The sequence below is a fragment of the Aliifodinibius sp. S!AR15-10 genome, from assembly GCF_031569985.1.
Lineage (GTDB): Bacteria > Bacteroidota > Rhodothermia > Balneolales > Balneolaceae > JAMQKA01.
In genome coordinates this window covers 12,504-30,686 of sequence record NZ_JAMQKA010000066.1, presented here as the reverse complement: position 1 = coordinate 30,686, position 18,183 = coordinate 12,504, and the positions used below count along the sequence as shown (strand labels likewise).

The 18,183-nt window shown below is 43.8% G+C and carries 17 protein-coding genes; 7 read left to right on the top strand and 10 right to left on the bottom strand.

What is annotated here, in order from left to right; all coding sequences use genetic code 11:
• The first annotated feature begins 198 nt into the window (after positions 1 to 198).
• The 4 genes from NC796_RS24480 to NC796_RS24465 all read left to right on the top strand — a co-directional run bounded on the left by NC796_RS24480 (position 199) and on the right by NC796_RS24465 (position 3,497).
• Entirely contained in the window at positions 199 to 591 is a 393-nt protein-coding gene (locus tag NC796_RS24480) for a nuclear transport factor 2 family protein (RefSeq protein ID WP_310688451.1), read from the top strand.
• Between the two features lie 78 nt (positions 592 to 669).
• A complete protein-coding gene (locus NC796_RS24475) occupies positions 670 to 1,767 on the top strand; it encodes a hypothetical protein (RefSeq protein ID WP_310688450.1) in 1,098 nt (365 codons plus the stop codon).
• Between the two features lie 149 nt (positions 1,768 to 1,916).
• On the top strand, positions 1,917 to 2,942 hold the full coding sequence (locus NC796_RS24470) for an amidohydrolase family protein (RefSeq protein ID WP_310688449.1): 1,026 nt from the start codon (positions 1,917 to 1,919) through the stop codon (positions 2,940 to 2,942).
• A gap of 225 nt (positions 2,943 to 3,167) precedes the next feature.
• Entirely contained in the window at positions 3,168 to 3,497 is a 330-nt protein-coding gene (locus NC796_RS24465) for a hypothetical protein (RefSeq protein WP_310688448.1), read from the top strand.
• A 118-nt stretch (positions 3,498 to 3,615) separates the two neighbouring features.
• On the opposite strand, the gene NC796_RS24460 is transcribed toward NC796_RS24465, so the two are convergent.
• From NC796_RS24460 to ytxJ, 9 genes are all read right to left on the bottom strand, one after another.
• Positions 3,616 to 4,062, bottom strand: a complete 447-nt coding sequence (locus tag NC796_RS24460) for an SRPBCC family protein (RefSeq protein ID WP_310688447.1) — start codon at positions 4,060 to 4,062, stop codon at positions 3,616 to 3,618.
• Positions 4,063 to 4,398: 336 nt separating this feature from the next.
• On the bottom strand, positions 4,399 to 4,722 hold the full coding sequence (locus NC796_RS24455; RefSeq protein ID WP_310688446.1) for a hypothetical protein: 324 nt from the start codon (positions 4,720 to 4,722) through the stop codon (positions 4,399 to 4,401).
• Between the two features lie 212 nt (positions 4,723 to 4,934).
• The gene (locus tag NC796_RS24450) at positions 4,935 to 5,351 is read right to left on the bottom strand and encodes a nuclear transport factor 2 family protein (RefSeq protein ID WP_310688445.1); all 417 of its coding nucleotides are present in this window, start codon (positions 5,349 to 5,351) and stop codon (positions 4,935 to 4,937) included.
• A gap of 433 nt (positions 5,352 to 5,784) precedes the next feature.
• Positions 5,785 to 6,522, bottom strand: coding sequence for a sugar transferase (locus tag NC796_RS24445; RefSeq protein ID WP_310688444.1), 738 nt, complete (start codon positions 6,520 to 6,522; stop codon positions 5,785 to 5,787).
• 73 nt (positions 6,523 to 6,595) lie between these two features.
• Complete coding sequence (locus tag NC796_RS24440; protein WP_310688443.1) at positions 6,596 to 7,765, bottom strand: glycosyltransferase; 1,170 nt, start codon at positions 7,763 to 7,765, stop codon at positions 6,596 to 6,598.
• A 611-nt stretch (positions 7,766 to 8,376) separates the two neighbouring features.
• A complete protein-coding gene (locus NC796_RS24435; RefSeq protein ID WP_310688442.1) occupies positions 8,377 to 9,633 on the bottom strand; it encodes an FAD-binding oxidoreductase in 1,257 nt (418 codons plus the stop codon).
• Positions 9,630 to 9,752 (bottom strand): hypothetical protein, encoded by a 123-nt coding sequence (locus NC796_RS24430; protein WP_310688441.1) that lies wholly within the window; start codon positions 9,750 to 9,752, stop codon positions 9,630 to 9,632. Before NC796_RS24430 ends, NC796_RS24435 begins: the two co-directional genes overlap by 4 nt.
• A 1,879-nt stretch (positions 9,753 to 11,631) precedes the next feature.
• Positions 11,632 to 12,528, bottom strand: a complete 897-nt coding sequence (locus NC796_RS24425) for an SdiA-regulated domain-containing protein (RefSeq protein ID WP_310688440.1) — start codon at positions 12,526 to 12,528, stop codon at positions 11,632 to 11,634.
• Positions 12,529 to 12,806: 278 nt separating this feature from the next.
• Positions 12,807 to 13,193 carry a bacillithiol system redox-active protein YtxJ gene (ytxJ, locus tag NC796_RS24420; protein ID WP_310688439.1) on the bottom strand — a complete coding sequence of 129 codons (387 nt, stop codon included), beginning with the start codon at positions 13,191 to 13,193 and terminating at the stop codon, positions 12,807 to 12,809.
• 638 nt (positions 13,194 to 13,831) lie between these two features.
• Here ytxJ and NC796_RS24415 point away from each other — a divergent pair.
• The 3 genes from NC796_RS24415 (at position 13,832) to nfo (ending at position 16,973) form a co-directional block, all read left to right on the top strand.
• Positions 13,832 to 14,944 (top strand): DUF3179 domain-containing protein, encoded by a 1,113-nt coding sequence (locus tag NC796_RS24415; RefSeq protein ID WP_310688438.1) that lies wholly within the window; start codon positions 13,832 to 13,834, stop codon positions 14,942 to 14,944.
• Between the two features lie 93 nt (positions 14,945 to 15,037).
• Positions 15,038 to 15,883 carry a phosphatase PAP2 family protein gene (locus NC796_RS24410; protein WP_310688437.1) on the top strand — a complete coding sequence of 282 codons (846 nt, stop codon included), beginning with the start codon at positions 15,038 to 15,040 and terminating at the stop codon, positions 15,881 to 15,883.
• Positions 15,884 to 16,112: 229 nt separating this feature from the next.
• A complete protein-coding gene (gene nfo / locus NC796_RS24405) occupies positions 16,113 to 16,973 on the top strand; it encodes a deoxyribonuclease IV (protein WP_310688436.1) in 861 nt (286 codons plus the stop codon).
• 527 nt (positions 16,974 to 17,500) lie between these two features.
• Here nfo and NC796_RS24400 read toward each other — a convergent pair.
• Entirely contained in the window at positions 17,501 to 17,986 is a 486-nt protein-coding gene (locus tag NC796_RS24400; protein ID WP_310688435.1) for a GNAT family N-acetyltransferase, read from the bottom strand.
• Between the last annotated feature and the right edge of the window lie 197 nt (positions 17,987 to 18,183).

Sequence of the window (18,183 nt, the reverse complement as noted above, 5' to 3'; positions counted from 1 at the left end):
TCCGCCGAGCGCATCAACACTGTCGAAGAGTACCTGAACTTTCGACCGGTTCGAAAATTTGATTACCTTAATCCCATCCAACAAACCCTAAAACACCGCTGTGTTGCATTAGTCACTTGAACACGGCCTTGTTTTTATTTCTTAAATAGCGATGACTTTGAACTCTAAGATAAATATATCTAATCAAAAAGGGGTAATATGAAGACGAAAAACTCAGAAGAATTAAAGAAGACCATTAATGATAGCTATGCCCAACTTACGCAGTTTATAATAGATAATAAGCCTGGGGAATTAGCTGAAACTCTCTATACAAAAGATGCCAAATTCTACCCTCCCAACGGTGGCATGGTCGAAGGAACAGAAGGTGTAACAAAGGCCTTCGATGGTCTGATTGGCGCAGGGCTTATTATCGAACCAGAGGCTCAGGAGGTAGAAATCTTTGGGAATCATGCGTATGAATATGGCATAGGTACGGTATCTGATAAAGAGGGCAAAGAAATTCAGCAGGAACGATATGTCTGTATTTGGAAAAACATTGATGGCCAGTGGAAAATCTATCGTGATTTGGTACAGGGTATACCGATAGAGTAGTTGGTTAACCTAACAAACACTACGTTAGGCAATTTAAATCTGTAGTCGTGTAAATTTCAAAAAAATAATCAACGTACAATGCTACTCAACCATTCGGAGAGCAAAAGACAACATTCAAACAGACCAACCACTAAATACACTGTAGCAACTGGATTTATAACCCTGTTATTGATCTTTTCCTGTAACAGTCTGTTTGCTCAAGCTCAGAAACAAAATGAACCTTTTTTACTTGAGCGGGTTCGGGCACTTAACTTGGATTCGTTGCAAAAGGGGACAACCACAGTGCACTTTACTCCTGGCTATCGGAACCGTGCAGAAATGCTGGGGGCACGTACGGAACGGGCATTGCAGTTTTTCAAGGACTCTTTAAATATTGACTTTGGTAAATTTCACCTGATAATGCCTGATACCTCATCGTGGAAGGAGCTTTCCGTAATGCCATATGGTTTTGCAGTTTGGGGTCGAGGTGGATGGCAGCATCGAAATCTTGGGAAATCCGTAAGCGGTCGCCCTGCATCTGCAATTGTATCTGTAGATGCTGAAGGTGTCATCTTTAGGCAGCTTCAAAATTTAAAAAAATGTCTTTCTAACGATGATCATGAGCGATTGAATGAAATCGGCTATTCTTTGGAAGAGGCCTCACGCCGTTATGTTGAGATCATTACGATTCATGAATTGGGACATGGTGTAGTTGAAAACCTTGACATTAAGGTGCCAACTGTATGGTATTCTGAATTTCTGGCAAACTACTTTACTGTAATATATCTCTATAAGTATGAGCCCAAGGAGGCCAAGATTTGGGATCTGATGACCGCAGTGACTCTGGATTGCTATACACCTGAAAAAAGTTCTCTTGAAGTGTTTTATCTACCAGGTAAAGAAGGTCCCGAATATCATTGGTTGCAATCTAACTTAATTCAACGCGCCAACAAAGTAGCAGAAAACCACGGTTTCGACTTTATTCGTGAGGCAAAAACAATATTTTCTGAACAAGACTCACTCTCGCAAAAGGTCGGGGCAATCTATAATAATTTGGACAGACTGCCTAAAGAAGAGGTCCTACAAAGACTGATGGAGGTCAACGAGGTGATGATTGAAAGGTTGGATCAGATCGCTCCGGGATTTCAAGTATGGGCAACTAATATCTTTGAACAGCAGACTAACAAGGCGCATTAAGGAGGATGTGCCTCGCCGTTGGCTGCCGGTTTATTTTTGGTCAGTTCCGTAGTACATTTTAAATCAAATTCAGACCATTTTGCACGACCCTTATGCGAGGTCATTATACCACTAATTCTCTACATTGAATTAATCCACCAAAACAAGCTATGAAGTTTAGAATAGTAGGTATATTTATAAGTGTTTTTATCGTTCTTAGCTGCTCTTCAGACAAGATTCCGACCCCTGCAGCTGACCATCATATGCACATTATGAGTGAAAAAACCCGGAATATTTTATTGGAACAGGCTGAGGGAATAGCAAAGTCTGAAATTAAGAGCATGACTGTGGATGCAAACGATGCTATTACATTTCTTGATACTACAGCTGTTGATAAGGGAGTGTTACTTTCTGCTGGCTTTATAATCGGTTCCAAAATGTTCACTTTTGAAGCAGAGCATAAGAGGGTAAAATCAGAAAATAACTATACAGCCAACCAAGCATCACAATTTCCAGATCGGCTCGTTGCTCTATGCAGTGTAAATCCTTTGGCCGACTATGCTATCCAAGAAATAGAGCGTTGTTCTAAGATGTCCAACATTATGGGCTTAAAACTCAATTTATACCCATCTGGTGTCGATCTTCGGAATGAGAAACATGTAAAAAAACTTTCCACCGTATTTCATAACGCAGAAGATTTTGATCTACCCATTCTTATCCACATGTTCACTGCGAATCCAGATTATGGAAGCAAGGATGCCCAAATTTTTGTCAACCAAGTATTGAGCACAGCTCCCGATCTCCCAGTACAGATTGCTCATATGGGAGGTGGAGTTCCGCCCTTTTACACCACTGAAAGAGTTATGAAAGTGTTTGACAAAGCAATAGATCAAAATCCAAAGATTATGGACTCGGACCTTGTATTTGATATTTCAGCCTCTATAGCATCGCCCAATATTATTGAGTACTACAATGCCAGATCTGATACGTCAGTTTCTGAAGAGGAAAGACAAGAGATAAACGACAAATTAATTCATCGTATTCGAAAGCTGGGAATTGAACGATTTGTATATGCAACGGATTGGCCTGTCTTGAAAAGCACGAATGCGTATTATCAAATTTTAAGAGGCCATCTTAAGGAGGAAGAGGTGCGAAAGTTATTCAATAATACAGGGCCATTTTTTGATAATAATTAGTGCTATAACCTACTATATGCCCCCCAAAGTCAACAGGCTATAGCAATTCCGGGTGAGGTTCTTTTCTCATCTACCCGGATTCAATCCCTTTTCTTTGGTTGTACTGCAGGCAGTATTCACGTTTCACTTGGGATGGTGGACGGAGTCGTAGCGGAGGGTTCATCAGGAGAAGGATCAACACTTGAATCAGACGCAACGGTTTACGGTGTAGAAAACGAAATCCATATGGACGATACGCTAAGATCCGGTACGCAAACAGTAGGCTTTCACGTCAAAAAGGTGCCAAAGAATCTACGCAATGGTACGGACGGATACTACAGCGTGTGGCTTGCCCATCTCGGGGATACCACAAATATTCGTGATGTTACCAAATGGAACTATATTAATCCCGCACCTTATGAGAGTCTTGGAGGCTTTGAATACCTTCCGCCGAGTCAGACTGCCTATATAACTGCAGACTTCACGCCTGGTCGATATGCGTGGATCTGGTTTTATCAAGGGATGGACTTACTTGGTAACGATACGCCTCTGGTCAGGGAGTTTATTGTTGAATGATTTTATCTGAGCAGCCAATTTCTGTAATAGCAAAAATGTTTGACAAGCTTTTCGAACTAAATCACTAAATAGTTGACACACAAAACTTTAGCCCATTATCAAAGTACCCCCACCAGCTTTATTTCTTGTTCCATTCCTCTTCGGCAAGACGATTCAATTCTTTGGCCAACCTAGCCATCGCTTTAGGTGCGTTTGCCTCCATCTGTTGAATCTCTTCGGGATACTCTTCCACCAGGGATCCGGTGGCTTTAATCTGTTGTGTCAATCGGGTACCACTGCCTTCATCTTCAAACTTCCAGGCAAAACTTAGCGTCCCACCTCCATCCGGAGTATGACCAGTGATGACCCACTTCTCACCATCAATCACGGTCGTTAGTTCCCATTCCTGTGTATACTCACTGGTTATTGTACGGCCTGTAGTGCCAGTGGCAAATGGACCATCTAATTCAATGCTCTCGACCCCCGGCTCCATCTTAGCGTGATTCTCCACATCAGACCAGTGATCCCAGGCGTCTTTCCTGTTGGCTTCGGTATAAATCGAATGTTCAAATTCCCAATTCGCCATAACCTTTTTTTAATATAACGTCAGTTCGAGATAAAAACTGTCATTGCGAGGGATTAAGTGACCATCGGGATCCCGAAAACTTTCGGGAGGCAATCTCCCGGTGGGTGAACAAAAAAACGGACGGGGATCGCCGCGTCGACCTCATCATTAAGCCAAAAGGGCAACAAAGAGCCTCCTCGCGATGACAGTTGTTATTTTGAATTAGTCTTATATCGAACTCAGGTTAATATACTACTATCGACCTTCGCTTAAAGTTTGGAGGATTCAGTGTTTATTAAAAGTCTGGGAATTTGACCACCGCTTGTCCCGACTAGTGCTAGTTAGATTATTCTGGTCTCACTTCTTACCGTAATTTGCAAATGATTCAGGAGTGCCTAATAAGGTCTTTGATATAACATACTTGGAAACGTTAAGCTCTTGATCTCCGAATTTTTTACGCTCTTCAATGGCTGCCATAGAGGGCCATTCTTCAACGCCAACATAATCCCACTCGTCATTTGTCCGACGGCAATTAATCATCGTGATTGCTTTCATTCCGAGTTGATCCAAGTTCTCTCGGTCTTTTCGCATAAAAGCCATTTTTTTATCTTCCGAGAGGTTATTAAATGTTTCCTTCATTTTCACAAAATATAACCTGATGATGGGTTTATCCTCTATCATAATCTGATACTTATTCTCCTGATATTATTCGAAAGTCAGCTTCTATTTCTGATACAATATGAGAACGCCCTGCTTGTCTACAATTGGCAGCCGTTGATAAACATGGATCCCCGCTTAGGCAGGATAATACTTCGTCCTCCGTTCGTATTTACAAGAACCGTGGGGAGGAGAGAATAATAATCCTATGTTCTGCTAAATATATGGAGCCTAACTTACATCCAACCCAACTGCTGCAGGCTTTTGGTATCATTCCATATCTTCGTCATGTGCCGAATGCGGTCTCCGTTAAACTCCATGGCGTAAACATAATCAGCCGCTACAGCGTTACCCGTTGGTTCAACTGGTCCACCCGGGCCGGTGTTTGTGCCGTGAAATACGGCGAAAGCCGCTACACACTGGCGCTCTTCGTCAGCCGCCAAGAATTTCAGCTCATAGTGACCATCTGGTACCGGCGTAAACAGGTTCTTCATCCACTCGCTGTATCCTTCAATGGTGTCTACCTCGGCCAGCGCATCTGCCTGAGCCGAGAAGGTTGCATCGGCATGACAGTATGATTTGCAACCGTCCCAACCTTTACCAGTTTCACACGCGTCAAAAAACAATTTGGCCTGCTCAAGAATGTTACTCATTTGTGCTCCTTTTATAGCTCGTGTGATTTCTCACAATTGAATTTTTACTATAGTAGTATTGTCTAACTGTGAATATAGAAGCAAACCTTTGTTCCTGATTTTATTAGACATCCTCATTTTACCATTAATTCCTCTCAAATTCTAAGGTTAAAGGGAAACTACTATAAAATAATCTAAGGGAACCGGGAAAATAGAACTAACAGATTAATTTGGAAGGGAAGTGGGAAGTGAAGCGGCCAAACGATCAATCTTGGCATAAGATGCGGTATCGGCTTTACCACCGGGGAGTCCAAAGGCAAAATTTGCATGTTGAAGGGTTTATGCTGACAAGAAGAATGAGCCTCAAAAGGATTTAAGATTCCAACCCAACCCTAATCGTTGGACCTTTGACTTTCCGACCTTTAGACCTTTGAACCTTTGATCCTATTATCACTCAGTTGGCATCGGTATTACCGGTCGCCATTTTGCGGAGCGTAAGGTAAATGAGCTTCAAGTCCATGCTCGGTGAGCTTTTCTTGATATATAGCAAGTCACGTCGCAGACGCTCACGCATATGCCGGAGATTGAGGGTTCCGCCACGAAATCCTGTGGCCTGTGCCAACCCGGTAAGTCCCGGCTTTACGGCAAGGCGTTTATAAAAGTCCGGGAAGGTATTTTCCCAATAGTGGTTTTCCTTTACAGGGTAGGGGCGCGGACCTACAAGACTCATATCTCCCTTCAGGATATTGATAAACTGGGGAATTTCATCCAGATTTGACTTGCGGAGGAGCTCCCCAAAGGCAAAAATACGGCTGTCTTTCTTTTTGGTGATATCAGGTTTATCACCGCTATTGTATTCTTTATTACAGTGCATCGTTCGAAATTTATAGCAGGAAAAGACATTGCCGTCATACCCGGTGCGATCCTGCTTAAAAATAACCGGACCGTTGGATGAAAGTTTTATACCAAGGGCTATAAAGGGATATAATAGCATGAAAAAAACCATGCCAATGGTGCCAAGAGTGATATCCAGTGGACGTTTCCATGACTGGTTCTTTTGGAGCACCTTGTTATAATTGAACGATATAGATTTAATCCGTAGATCAACGGGGTCCTTTCTGAGAATGGGGACCACGTTAAGATTTTTTTTACGAACTTTCTTTCGCGATATAGTTGGACTTGATACAGACATAGCGTAAATAATATTTATTAGGGATAGCTGATGGTACAATAATGTGTAGGTACACTAACCTGTGGTGCTAATGTTAATGTAGCCTGTGCACGTTGGCGTAACTTGGTTCTCGTGTTAAACTCTGCGGAGTTTCTTTGGTTGTTTTTACCTTGTCCTCCATAAATTCTGTGAATTGGTATTTGAATCGCGCTTCACTGAATTTCTTGACGGAGCCGACAATCTCTTCTTTACTAAAATTCATGTTTTCGAATCTGTCGAGCGCTTTCAGCAGTGAGCGTGAATTTTGTTCTTCAAAGAAGGTGCCGTTGATGCCATCCTGTATATAGTCCCGGGTGCCTCCTTTATTATATCCCAGCACTGGAACGCCGGTGGCCATCGCCTCAATGGGACTCATACCGAAATCTTCTTCAGCCGCAAACAGGAACCCTTTGGCATGGGAAAGAACCCGGTATTTCGTTTCATCGTCCACATATCCCATGAAATGGATATTGGGAGACTGGGTAAGTTCTTTCAGTCGCTCCATGTCGTTTCCATCACCCATGATGTAGAGTTTGCGCGTAGGGCACTGATTGAAAGCTTCAATAAGAAGATCTATCCGTTTGTAGGGAACCAGGCGCCCAAGGGTGACGTAGTAGTCGCCAAATCTGCTTTTTACATGTTTTGAATGCTCGGATATTTCGATCGGGGGATGGATTACACTGGCTTCCCGACGGTAAATATGTTCAATTCGCTTTTTGACAGTCGTAGAGTTTGCAATAAAGTGGTCTACGCGCTTTGAACTTGAGACATCCCACATACGGATATAGTTCATGACGAAGCGGAGGAAAAATCGCTTGATCCGCCCGATGTCATTCTCGTTATGCAGGTACTCATGATACTTTACCCAAGCCTGCCGGATGGGAGTGTGCACGTAGGAAACATGTGTTGCCTCCATATCGGGTAATATCCCTTTCGCCCACAGATAAGAGCTGGAAATAATCAGGTCATACCCGCTGAAATCGAAATCCTCAATGTAGGTTGGATACATCGGAACAAATAACCGGTAGAATTTCCGCTTAAACCATGAGTCTTTAAAAGCGGGATGCTCAATGATCTCTCGACCCTTGAAGTGCTTTTCCTTCACTTTGTCATCACAAATTAATGTGTAGATATCCGCATCTGGGTACATACTGGCAATAGCGGATGTGACCTTTTCAGCGCCACCAAGTTGTAATAAATAGTCGGTTACTATGGCAACTTTCATGACTAACCCTGCTTAGATGTTAATATTTTTTAATGTCGTGCCTCAATCAGTTGAATTGCAATATCCATACCGCATCTTCTATCCTTGTAGGGAGCAGGGAGGGGGGAGAAGGGGAAAGTCTATTTTAAATAGTCTGAGCGATCATTTTATAGTTTTAGTTGGATATAAGTGTATTTCCAAGAAATTTGAGAGTGTCCAAATTTGTATACACTGTATTAATTAGAGGACGGGGGACTTCATCTATAGGCGTATTTTTTAATGAAAAAAAACCGACAGTGGTCTGGACTAAAGAACTTTTACCAAAAAATATCGGCTATGAAAACCCACACCGTTAGCGTTGTTGAGAGCGGATCAACTAAGGGCAGAAATGGTTTCTTGACGCTACTGCTTTTCCCTTTCCAGCGAAATTTACCTTCGGGGAATTAGGAATGAAAAATTATGAATTGGGAATTAAGAGTTTTGGGTTTGGTAAAAGAGGGAATGAAGCGCCCCATAAAAGGAACGCGATGCTCCGCATCTCTGTCGCACCATGGGTTGCGGAGCGTCCCCACAGGTCCCAACGCAGAGCATAGGGACCAAGCGTGGGGTTATTAATAAGAATTCTGACGTTATTACACCATTACAGGATTAATATTCTGGTTGAAGTGGAAGAAGTTTTCCGGGTCAAACTTCTTCTTGAGGGTGTTGAGCCTCTCGTAGTTTTCTCCATAAGCAGAACGAACTCTGTCTATTCCTTCATCGTGGCTAAGTGAGTTTACATAAACCCCGTCTCCAAAGTAGGGTTTCATAGCATCAAAAAACGAGCGAGACCAACGTATATGTCTATCAGACTCCTCCGGATCAGTCCACAGGGAAAGAATTATTAAATCGTAAGGAGCTTTTCGATGTCTAAACGCAGTTGCATCGGGTGCAACTCGACTCATCTCCCCATGGTGATGCTCTATAAGAATCCAGGAAAGAGGAGAACTGATATTGGCAATGTAAGAGATGAACGTGTCAATGGCATCATCACTCAATCCAGAAAGCGTATTGGATTTCCAGTAGCTGTGTCGGCCATGAGGCACATTTGCATCTAACATAGACTGTTGTTTCAGGTAGGGTACAGGACCAATCATATCGGCCACCGGCGATCCAAACTTTCGCAGCGGTTTAATCAAACGTTCTCCTGCATTCAAGTCAGCACCGCAGTAACACAGGGCGACTGCGATCAGCGGGATTCCTTCTTCCGAGGTCATAACAGCGATATATGCAGTAAGCTCGTCTGGAGCATTGGCCGTAAATTCCCGATAGAAGTGCAGTAGGTCACCAGCTTGGTTAAGCGGGTATAGTATAACCCCTCCTAGGATGGGGCCCACTGAATGAAGCTTATATTTGAAAGAGGTAGCAATACCAAAGTTGCCTCCACCACCTCGCACTCCCCAAAACAGATCTTGGTTTTCATCCTCACTGGCAGTTATAAACTCACCATCAGCCGTAACAATATCTGCTGAAAGCAAGTTATCGCAAGTCATTCCATATTTGCCTAAGAGCCAGCCAACACCACCACCCAGGGTCAACCCGGCAATACCCGTGGTAGAAACCGCCCCCCCGGTAGTAGCTAATCCGAAATGTTGCGTTTCCCGATCAAATTCTCCCCATAACACTCCCGGCTGTGCACGCGCAGTACGGTTAACAGGATCAACTCTTATTCCCTTCATTGGAGAAAGGTCTATAACCATTCCATCGTCACACACTGCGTTGCCTGCAACATTATGTCCACCGCCCCGAACTGCTACCTGCAGATTGTTCTCTCTTGCAAACGTAACTGCATTTCGAACATCTGGTACCCCGGTGCAGCGAGCTATAACCTGGGGGACTTTATTAATCATTCCGTTCCATACACGCCGTGCAGAATCAAAATCATCGTCCCCTGGACAAAGAAGTCTTCCTGCAAAATGTGGTCGGAAAGCTTCCAGCTTACTTTTTTTAAGAATAGATTCCATGGCATCTCCTTATTCGTTTTAAAACCTTTTGGTATAGGCACTCATCACAGCATGAATTGAACTGTATGCGTGCCCAGTTAAATGAGTATTAGTATTAAGAGGTGTTTTATACACCTCTTGCCCCTCCCGTCAAAAGGGCAAATTTTCCCATTAGAGGCCTGTTCTTATCTATGAATGGTTCATTCATAAGCTTCGGTTCTTTCATCTGGTCCTCCTCCTGAGGCTATTCCTCAATCATGTGTTAAGTAATAGAAAAGCTTGGTATATCAACTACAATGCCCGATTTGTCGGTAGGAGGGTTAAGCATTATAAATCTTAAAGGCTCTGAAATCGGGTGGGCACTGAAAATGTCAAGTAGACATCATTAACTTGGCACTCACAGGCAAAATCGCCCGTTATTAGTGCCATTTGACAGGTGTATAACTCTCCGTTAAACATTGGACTTTCATTTTAACTCCCTTTATGTGTCAAAAAGATTAATACAATCTACGAAAAAAACGGATCCTAAATTATTAGAAATAAAGCTCTTAATGGCATAGTATCCCAAATAATACAGTTGCGCCCCTGGATCTCAGACAAAAATGGTTTCTATATGCACCGGCTTCGCTCTCTTCTCCAGTGAGATTTAATTTAGGGCAGGGAGGTGTTCATTTTTTAGCGACAAAAAAATGAACGAAAAAAGTCGCCGGCTGAGGAAAACCTTCCCTGAAGGGCACTCCATTCCGCTAAAAAAATCACAGATTTTTTCTTAACGCTTCCCTCCGTTTCCTTCCGGGCGGTCAGCTTTTCCAAGGCCGGGGAAGGAGTGGACCTTTCACCTTGTAATAAACGATTCAACACTCAGCAGCTAAACAGAAAACGCTTCCCCCGAGTCCAGAGAATCCCTGCAATTGTTTCTTTTTAAGGCGACATTTGTTCCAAAGCAAAAAAACGCTATAAAAGCAGTAATAGAACAATATCTGGGATTCTTTGGCGAGTTTTTGGTTCGTTTTTTGCTCGTACAAAAAATGAACATCTCATTAGGAATTAGTCTGTATCGAACAACCGGGGTTTCTCCCTGTTAGTAGTATTCATTTTTTTAGTGATAAAAAACCAATCAAAAAAATCACCGCCTATGAATTTATTTGCCTTGCGGCACTCCGCTCTGGCTAAAAGAAATCAAGATATTTCCGGGTACTGCTTTTTCTTACATACCCGGTTTTCTGCATCCACGATCAATGGTCCTAAAAGGAGCAGGATTTCTTTCTGAACGACTCCGCTTTGTTTGCACGGGCGGCTCATAAATCGCTAGGGCGGGAGGAAGACGCCTTTATTTTAAACCTTCGAGCCTGTATTCAACGTTTCAACAACTCAACAGTTCAACATTTAAACAATACAGTAGGCGGTCAGCTTTTCCAGGCCGGAGACAGGGCGCTTTTGACCTTCGACTTTAGGACCTTTGACCTTTTTGATCAACACTTCAACGGTTCAACATCTGGGATTCTTTGGCGACTTTTTTGGTTACAGTTCGTAAGTCTGACTCCCGGCGGTTTTTGGTCATAAATGGTAAGGGCACGATGCCTCGTGCCCCAACAAACTGCAAATTATCAGACTAAAATCCCTCTAATCGCTAAACTCGTTGATAGGGAGGCGTTCGACGCAGAGCGTCAGCCGGGGTACCGCCGCAGAGCGAACGGTACCAAGCAATGTGAGTAAGAATCCAATAAACAATTCAACATCTAAACACCTCAACAGCTCAACGCCTCAACAACTTTAGACCTTTAACCTTCCAACCTTCGACGTTCCGACTTTAGGACCTTCGACCTTGATCAACACCTCAACGATTCAACATTTCAACACCTTCTGACATTTGGACTTTAGGACCTTTCAAGAGTGTTATAAAGGCTAATAGCTTAACTCGTAGGCCACAAGCCGGTTGTCATAGAAGGTAGGCACTACAAGCAGATTTTTTTCAGGAATATAGGCGATGTCAGCCGCATTGATCTCGTCCGCACTAGTGCTTATCAACGTTTGCACCTCCATGTCACTGTTTACGAAATAGACTTCGCCGGTCCAGCTGGAAATCAGGTATTGCCCGCCATCAAGGGGAATGATGCCGTCGGCACGTCCCAGTCCGCCATCCACTAGTGTTGAGAGCTCATCTGTTTCAAGGTTGAGGGAGAGCAGACTGTTGCTACCCATGGAGGCGATAACAAGCTCATTTCCCTTGATCAATACGCCATTGGGCTCGTTCAGGTCTTCTCCTTCACGTATCAGTTCGGAACTCCCGTCAGGGTTTACCCTATAGATTTTGTTTCCATCAGAATCGGCCACATAAATCGTCCCGTCGTCCGCAATGTCGATCCCGTTCAGGTCGGAAGCTCCTTCAAGAGGAATCTGGTTTATTATTTCGCCACTCTCAATATCGATCTGCACAATTTGACCATTGTCACTGACATAGAGGAAACCGTCGTGGTAGTCATTGCCGAGGGGGGAGGCCAGTCCCTCCGTCAAGCGGGCATTCTGTATGCTACCGTCCGCATTTACGATTGAGATATACCCGTCATTTTCAGTGTCATTATCCCGGTTCAGGTTGGACACGAAGAATACATCCATTTCCGGGTGATAAGTAGCACACTCGGGAGTGATCAACTCAGTACGATCTGTCTCCCAGACCTGGCTGACCGAAGCTTTGGAAGATTCGGATTCAGAAGACTCGCTTTGGGTCTCTTTTTCACCGGACCCACAGGCTCCCAAGAACATCAGGGCCATCACCAAAACGCTAATTACACCTCGTCTCATAATGATTTTCCTCTATTGTAATTTGGTTTACTATTTAATGATTTAATGGAAGATTAATAAACGTCAATTCTATTAGACTTACCAAAATCATAGCTGTCATCGCGAGGAGGCGTCCTTGATGGAACTGGGATCCATCGTGAGGTCGACGTGGCGATCTCCCAGCTCTATTTTTTTGTCGTACTATGTAGGAGATTGCCTCCCAGACCGCTGTCGGAATTCCGATGGTCGCTGAATCCCTCTTTGACGGTTTTTATGTCGAACTCAAGTTAAATATGAAATTAACTTAACTGATTTAAAATGTCTTTTCCTTTAATAGCCCAATGTGATCCTTTCCAGGCTACCTCTCCGTCTTTTATGATAATGACCTGGGGCGACTCATGGCGTACATCAAAGGTTGATGCAATAGCATTAGAGAGGTCACGCTGGTGAATGACATTAATCATGTATAGGTCAGTGCTGTCCAAAACCTGGTCTGCTATTCCCTCAAGCTCCTCTTTTGCCAAGATGCAGACGCTGCAGCGGTGACTGTGTTTATAAATAATCTGTGGCTTTTCTGAAGAAGCCCGTAAAATTGCATCAATGTTTTCAGTCCCAGATATTGGGTTCCATATTTTAGACTGTTCTGAATCAGTAGTTTGCCTCTCAGCACGGTTAAATATGCTCATGGATAATATGAATTCCTTTAGTATAATTTTTTCAAGTGGGCGGAACTTAACAATAAGTTCGTAATTACGTTAGGGCAGTGTAATAAAATTTTCTCCCTTCAGCGTTCCAAATGTGCTATATGACCTGTGGTGAGAAAATCTTACAGACTTTCCCTCCAAGCGTTAACCTGGGAATAGGTTGCATTATAGCACCCTTAGTTCAAGTAAAATAATTTTCTATCAAGATTGAATGGTAACCAACTAGGAGATCCCCCCAGGAAAACTGATTTGAAGTAAGATATAGCTGCAATTGGTAGTCTACTATTGTATAGGTTGGCAGTGCACTGCGTAGCGTAGGCGACAATGATCAGCTGACTACACAGGGGATAGGTGATGGACTTATACTGTTGAAATATACCAACACCTCAATGGCCTCCAGCCAACGACGGCATACACTTCTTCCGTCTCACTGTTTTACAACTTAGGGAAGCGCGTCATCTTCTAGGTTAAATTTAAAACGGATAATCTACTATGAACCCTTTATTACAACATCTGCTAATTATCTTAAACCTGGTTTTAACAAGCTGAAATTTCGTAAATAACAGTTCTCCTGAACCTGCGGGATCATACTCCATGTTTATTCTAAAAATAAACCGTTAATGATCAACCTTAACCTACAAATCATTTTTATTTGCCTTCTTGCTACGCTCATAGCATGCAAAGATTCGGTGCAGAGTAGCGGTGACGGGGCATCCAGCAAACCCCCTGTAAACAATTCGGAAACCTGGATTATCCCCAAAGAAGAAGTTCTGGACGGTGGTCCGGGCCAGGATGGTATTCCGGCAATCGACAAGCCTAATTTCGCCCCTGCCAATACCATCGACTTTATCAGTGATGATCGGCTGGTTGTGGGCATTAAAATTGGGGACACCGTAAAAGCCTATCCCCATGAAATATTGGACTATCATGAAATTGTTAACGATCAAATTGATGAAGAGCTTTTTTCACTGACTTATTGCCCATTGACCGGAACAGCAATAGCATGGGAAAGAGGCAGTGTGAAGAGTTTCGGTGTTTCAGGGCTAATATTTCGCAATAACCTGATACCCTACGATCGGAACACAGGTAGTCGGTATTCACAGATGCAAATGCGTGGGGTCAACGGGGCTTTGGCCGGGATCCGTTTAGCCACTATCCCGGTAATCCAGACAAACTGGACAACGTGGAGGGAGATTTTCCCCGAGTCACAGGTACTTACAACAGATACCAGTTTTAACCGGAGTTATGACAAGGATCTGTATGGTAAAGGTTATCGGGAAGAAGACTCCGCTACTTTGTTTCCTGTTAAAAATAAAGATAATCGCTTGCCTCGAAAGAAGCTGGTCCACGGAATAGTTTGGGGAACACAGGCAACGGAAGATGCACGGGTAAAGGTCTACGTGATAGACCAATTTGGGAAGGGGGTAAACCTGATTAAAGATAATTTTGCAGGAGGGGAGATAACGGTGGTGGGTAGTACCGACAAACATTTTGCAGTTTCTTACTTCAACCGGCAGAATGATGGAATAAAACTTCAATTTGAAGCTGTAGAGGACGCCTTACCAGTAATTTTGAGAGACCAGGAGGGGACCCGTTGGGATATTTTTGGATATGCCGTGGAGGGGCCGAGAAAGGGAGATCGCCTGAGGACAACCAACTCTTATAGCGGCTATTGGTTCGCATGGGCCGATTTTTTTCCTACCCTGTCCATATACCAACAGCATGTCCGGTGATTGCCAGAAGTAGGCGCTAAATATTTAGTAGTACTATACATCTTTTTTATTAAATTACTGTTAATAAGTTATTTAACGGTATAAGATGGGTTAGTGATCAGCTTCATAAAGCATTTCACAACATTTTTTGTGCTCTTTGTTACGGTAAGTGCCATATCTTCGGCGCAATCCGTTTCTGAACGCTATTATTTCGGGGAAGAGTCCGGTATTGAAGAGGAGATACCACGATTTTTGGACGATTTTCGCCATCTCATCTCTTCTCCAGCCCGAATCAACCAACAGAGCCTGAATATGCTAGGCAGTCTTTCAGCAGCTACGGCAGCAATCATGATCGGTGTTGATGCACCTGTTTATCGCTCGGCTCAGCAGGATTACCGGTCGCCGGCATTCAATGTCATGACGGCACCCGGACGCTTTTATGATGTTGTGGACCCATCTATTTTTGCGCTTGGCAGTTCAGGCCTTCTTATTGGCTCTGGTTATCTTTTTAAGGACAAAAAGATGGCCAAAACGGGATGGACAGCCATCGAAGCAGTGGTATTTACCCAGCTTGCCACTGGCTTCCTGAAGTCTGCGGCAGGTCGTGAACGCCCATTTGTTGAGGATGGCAACATGGATTTCGACCTGTTTGACAATGATGGGAATGCCCAACGCTCTTTTCCCTCGGGACATACCAGCAAGATATTCGCGTTGTCTACAGTTCTCGCCTCTAGTTATGATTCCCCTTGGGTGCGCATTCCCGCATATGCTTTGGCAGCCTCGGTAGCTCTACAAAGGGTAGAGAGTGGGGAGCACTGGGTGTCTGATGTAGTGGTGGGCGGAACCCTTGGTTATGTCATAGGCCGCACGCTGGCCAAACAGAATGGACTCGTCAAAAGTGACTCCCGCGTTTACCCGGTCTACCAGGGCGGCATGGTGGGACTGAATATTCGGTTTTAAGTGAATAGTATTTATCCAATTCACAACATCAAGCCAAGAAGTCTGCACCGAGAGACTTATTTTTTTCTTTGCCTCCACATTTTAATTTCAACCATACTCCGAGTCTAAACTCTTCTGAGTTACCTAACCACGAATATTTTGTTCGTATAAGACTATCCTTGGTTTTAAGCGGTTAAATCAATTTATTCATAGCCAAAATTAATAGAACTGCAACAAACATAGATCCAGAATGAAATACGTAGGAGCACACGTCAGCGCAGCAGGAGGAGTAGAAAATGCCCCGGTAAGGGCAAAGGATATCGGGGCCAAGGCCTTTGCACTTTTTACCAAGAATCAGCGTCGGTGGAAGTCAAAGCCACTCTCAGAAGAAAATATCGAGGGCTTCAAAGAGCAGGTGAACGAGCTTGGGTTTTCGATGGATTACATTATGCCGCATGACAGCTATCTTATTAACCTGGGGCACCCAGAAAAGGCGCAGCTGGAAAAATCGCGCAATGCCTTTCTTGACGAGATGCAGCGTTGTGAACAACTTGGGATAAAACTGCTCAACTTCCATCCGGGCAGTCACCTGGATAAGATTTCTCCCACCGAATGCCTCCGAAAGAATGCAGAATCCATCAACTGGGCACTGGACGAAACGGAAGGGGTTACCGCTGTTTTTGAGAATACGGCAGGGCAGGGGACCAACATGGGCTTTACCTTCGAGCAACTTGCCGAGATGATCGACCAGGTTGAGGACAAAGAACGGGTGGGCGTGTGCATCGATACCTGCCATGCTTATGCAGCCGGATATGATATTAGTACGAAAGAAGGATTTGACAAGACGTTCCAGGAATTCAATGAAACAATTGGTGCGCAATACCTTAAGGCGATGCACTTGAATGATTCGAAGAGAGAGCTGGGAAGCCGAGTTGACCGTCATGAGAGCCTTGGTGATGGGGAGATCGGTATCGACGCTTTCAAATTTATTATGCAGGATGAACAATTTGATGACATCCCGATGATCCTGGAAACGCCGAATACCGAACGTTGGGCTGAGGAGATTGAGATGCTGTATTCATTTGCCAGTGAAAATGTGGATGCTGAATAGCACGAAATGTTTTCTTTAAGCTCCGTCTGTGGAGCGATGGGTAAGCGGGACGACCGGAGTCCGTTAAGAAAGAAACCTTGGCACGTTTGGTGTTAGCATTGGTGGACGTTTCAAATCTCTTGACTAAACAAAGACACTAAATTATAATATCTAGGTTTCTTTTAGGCGCAGGGAGACCCGCTTTGAGCGGAACAGATAAAGGGCGGCCGCTTTTTTCGTCGGTTTTTGGCGGTGCAAAAATCGACAGTAAAGAAAAAGAATATCCTATAACAACCAGGGGTCTTCTTCCAGTGTGTTATTCACTTTTTTAGTGATAAAAATCCGCCAGTGGATTTATTCGCCTTGCAGCGCTCCGCTTGCCCGGGCGGCTCAAAATCAAAGGCCGGGGGATAATTCAGGGTCCTCTGGCAGCCTCAAGTCCATAAAATACTTGCTACAGATGATTTGATAGGAAACTAATGTGGTAATGCAAGTTCTTAATAAAGGCGAAAGGGATACAAATCTTGGGTTTTTGGGTTGGTTTTGCCTCACTGAAGCAACTGATCCGATTCAATTCGACGGTACAAAACCACCTCATTTCCTGAACCATATCCCTCTATCAGGGCTGCTCGCTTGACACCAAGCGTCGATTTGTATAGCTCTTCGGCAAAGTGTCCCTCTGAGGTTGTCACATAAATAGCCCCAACACTGTATCCCAACTTATTAATATGATCTTTGAATTCAGAAAGGGATGCTTCAATAAGTCTTCTTCCAAGACCCTGCCCAGAATAGTTGGGATGAACCCCGATTTGCTCCAGTTCAATAATCGTCTCATCCCGGAAACCGTTCTTTACGCACCACAAGATGTAGCCTGCAATTTCTCCTTGGGTTACTACCACGTAATACACGCCCCGTGGGTAGGAATTATACGACGCTTCGATCCACCGTTTATGGGCCCGCTCTCTTGGGAAGCAGGCCTTATACACCTTCGTGATACCGTCTAGATCATCTTCTCGGGCTTTTCTTACATTCATAGGGATATCTATTGTAATTAATTATTAATTTTTATTCGCTGGTGTCTGGTAAAAAACTTTTTGAATTTGCCCTACTTCTCATTCCTAGTGTTCATTTTTTCAATGAAGAAAAAACGAAACAAAAAATTCACCGGCGTAGGTAATGATGACCTGAAGGGCACCTCATTCCGCTAAAAAAATCGCAGATTTTTTCTTCA

Excerpts from the sequence above, each read along its gene's own strand:
- NC796_RS24470 (WP_310688449.1), top strand. The coding sequence starts at position 1,917 with ATGAAGTTTAGAATAGTAGGTATATTTATAAGTGTTTTTATCGTTCTT.
- NC796_RS24465 (WP_310688448.1), top strand. The coding sequence starts at position 3,168 with ATGGACGATACGCTAAGATCCGGTACGCAAACAGTAGGCTTTCACGTC.
- NC796_RS24475 (WP_310688450.1), top strand. The coding sequence starts at position 670 with ATGCTACTCAACCATTCGGAGAGCAAAAGACAACATTCAAACAGACCA.
- NC796_RS24480 (WP_310688451.1), top strand. The coding sequence starts at position 199 with ATGAAGACGAAAAACTCAGAAGAATTAAAGAAGACCATTAATGATAGC.
- NC796_RS24415 (WP_310688438.1), top strand. The coding sequence starts at position 13,832 with ATGATCAACCTTAACCTACAAATCATTTTTATTTGCCTTCTTGCTACG.
- NC796_RS24440 (WP_310688443.1), bottom strand. The coding sequence starts at position 7,765 with ATGAAAGTTGCCATAGTAACCGACTATTTATTACAACTTGGTGGCGCT.
- NC796_RS24435 (WP_310688442.1), bottom strand. The coding sequence starts at position 9,633 with ATGATTAATAAAGTCCCCCAGGTTATAGCTCGCTGCACCGGGGTACCA.
- nfo (WP_310688436.1), top strand. The coding sequence starts at position 16,113 with ATGAAATACGTAGGAGCACACGTCAGCGCAGCAGGAGGAGTAGAAAAT.
- NC796_RS24455 (WP_310688446.1), bottom strand. The coding sequence starts at position 4,722 with ATGATAGAGGATAAACCCATCATCAGGTTATATTTTGTGAAAATGAAG.
- NC796_RS24400 (WP_310688435.1), bottom strand. The coding sequence starts at position 17,986 with ATGAATGTAAGAAAAGCCCGAGAAGATGATCTAGACGGTATCACGAAG.
- NC796_RS24460 (WP_310688447.1), bottom strand. The coding sequence starts at position 4,062 with ATGGCGAATTGGGAATTTGAACATTCGATTTATACCGAAGCCAACAGG.
- NC796_RS24445 (WP_310688444.1), bottom strand. The coding sequence starts at position 6,522 with ATGTCTGTATCAAGTCCAACTATATCGCGAAAGAAAGTTCGTAAAAAA.
- NC796_RS24425 (WP_310688440.1), bottom strand. The coding sequence starts at position 12,528 with ATGAGACGAGGTGTAATTAGCGTTTTGGTGATGGCCCTGATGTTCTTG.
- NC796_RS24450 (WP_310688445.1), bottom strand. The coding sequence starts at position 5,351 with ATGAGTAACATTCTTGAGCAGGCCAAATTGTTTTTTGACGCGTGTGAA.
- NC796_RS24430 (WP_310688441.1), bottom strand. The coding sequence starts at position 9,752 with ATGCCATGGAATCTATTCTTAAAAAAAGTAAGCTGGAAGCTTTCCGAC.
- ytxJ (WP_310688439.1), bottom strand. The coding sequence starts at position 13,193 with ATGAGCATATTTAACCGTGCTGAGAGGCAAACTACTGATTCAGAACAG.